Below are 2098 nucleotides of genomic sequence, written 5' to 3'. Positions count from 1 at the left end.
ACTACCCGCTGATGACCTCCCCCTCCGTCCGCCAGCAATTGAAAAAGAGCATCGGCAATGTAACCTTTGACCGCGAAGCAGCCTTGTATGAACAAATTATCAGTCTGCTCTCCCCGCACTTTGACCTTTCCACCGCTTGGACTTTCTCGCGTAAGGGACGCAGCCTGATTGACGAATACATTGTCAAAAGCGAAGAATATGTGGGGGTCGGTTCGGGTTCGTTCAGCTACCTGAACGGCTCGCTATATGTAAACACCTTTTCGCTCAATTTTTACCAGCAATGGGTATCCGGCGGCAGTGCACCGATTGCCGGAAAACGTCGTTTCAGCCGACTGGATCAGATGCGCTACCGCTTCATGATGGATTTGTTTGGTTTACGGCTGGATAAAAAACAATGGCAGGCCGATTTTGGCGCGCCGGTGGAGCGCTGCCTGCCGATTGAAATGCTTGCCTTTGAAAAAGTGGGCGCATTTCAAACCAACAACGCCGAAGAAATCACCCTCACCCCGCGCGGACGTTACCTGCTGGTAACCCTCATGCGGGAATTTTTCTCCAGCATCAACCGTGTGCGCGATCAGGCGCGCCGGGTTGTGCTTGCCAGCGAACCGCAAGTTTCCCCCGAAACGCGCCTTTCCGACGCAAAAGCCTGACCTTTGCGTTCTCTCCGCAGGCAAGCGGGTGCTGAAAACAAACACCCTGATAGATAAAACCTGTTATGCCCTGAGGAGAGATGCAATGGATACTCAAAAAATCAGCCAAAAAATCCAAAACCGATTTCAACGATTGCTCGAAGCCGACCCCAAAATTCATAATGCCTGCCTGCTGGTGGAAAGCCAGCCTCATGGGCTTCACCTTGCGCTGGCAAGCGGACAGAGCCAGACCCAGGCGGGAGAAATTCTCCCGGCTCATCCGCAGCAGTCGGTATTTATGGCAAGTGTGGGCAAATTGTGCACGGCTGTATTAATGGGTCTGCTCGTAGAAGCAGGAAAATTGCGTTTTGAAGATGCACTGGCTCAATATCTGGATGAAGAACTGCTGAAAAATCTGCACGTTTATCAGGGGGTGGATTACACCCCTCAAATCCGTCTGAGCCATCTGCTCAATCACACCTCCGGTCTACATGATTACTTTGAGGATAAACCCCAGCGCGGCGAACCGATGTTGAACATCATTCTCAATCAGCCTCAACGGCGCTGGACACCGCGCGAAGTGCTCATCTGGTCAAAGGAATACCTGAAAGCTCATTTCCCGCCCGGTCAAAAACTGCATTACTCGGATACCGGTTACCACCTGCTGGGATTGGTGGTTGAAGCCGTAAGCGGTTTGTCGTTTGCAGAGGCGCTTCATCAGTATCTCTTTCAACCTTTGGGGATGAAGCATGCCTTTTTACTCGGTCATTCCCGCCCGCAGGAAGAAAATCCCTTTGGGGTAGCCGGTCTTTACTTTGGTGATAAGAATGTGATTGAATATGCCTCATTGAGCATGGATTATGCCGGCGGGGGTGTGACTGCCCCCCTGCAAGAATGGTTGATCTTTCTGCGCGCTCTGGCACACGGACACATTCTGCAACCGGCCACCCTGCAGCGAATGCGGGAGGATGCCGCCCGCTTTTCGATTGGGATAGACTACGGTTACGGAGTGATGAACATCACCACCGTGCCGTTGATCATGCCGAGACGGTTCAACTGCTGGGGCAATGCCGGCTCGACAGGTGCGTTTCTCTTTTACCACCCCGTTTTGGATGCCTGCCTGATTGGCAGCCTCAACCAGTTCGGCTACGCCCCCAAAGCAATTCGCTTTATGCTGCAAATGGTGGATATTCTCTGGAAGGAAATCAAGCCGCTTGCCTGATCCATCAAGCCATCTTCCCGGCTTGATGGATTATTGGATGGGGATGGTCTCCAGCATCACATTTCCCTCCCCCACTGTTTCGGTCAGTTCCTTGAGCAGGCGGGGGGTGATGCCGGTGGTATCGTTCGGAAATTCCAGCAGCACGCGGTTATTGCCCTCGAAAACATAAAAAGCAAAGCGGTCTTTGCCCGGCTCGGCGCGCAAAATGCCGTAAACCCGCTTCAAACGCTGAACAACGCGTTCGCGG

2 protein-coding genes and 1 pseudogene are annotated in these 2098 nt (G+C 52.8%); 2 read left to right on the top strand and 1 reads right to left on the bottom strand.

From position 1 onward, the window contains the following. Positions 1-650, top strand: a pseudogene (locus VAE48_RS13440) (coproporphyrinogen dehydrogenase); the annotation flags it as partial. Positions 651-735: 85 nt separating this feature from the next. Further along, a complete protein-coding gene (locus tag VAE48_RS13435; RefSeq protein WP_322793842.1) occupies positions 736-1851 on the top strand; it encodes a serine hydrolase in 1116 nt (371 codons plus the stop codon). 30 nt (positions 1852-1881) lie between these two features. On the opposite strand, the gene VAE48_RS13430 is transcribed toward VAE48_RS13435, so the two are convergent. Next, positions 1882-2098 (bottom strand): hypothetical protein (locus tag VAE48_RS13430; RefSeq protein ID WP_322793841.1); only part of this gene is annotated, 217 nt, incomplete at its 5' end.

It is taken from the genome of Bellilinea sp., assembly GCF_034432615.1.
Lineage (GTDB): Bacteria > Chloroflexota > Anaerolineae > Anaerolineales > Anaerolineaceae > Bellilinea.
The sequence above is the reverse complement of the archived record's forward strand: the minus strand, read 5'-3'. Positions and strand labels throughout refer to the sequence as shown.

Coding starts and splice junctions, on each gene's coding strand:
- VAE48_RS13435 (WP_322793842.1), top strand. CDS start 736: ATGGATACTCAAAAAATCAGCCAAAAAATCCAAAACCGATTTCAACGA.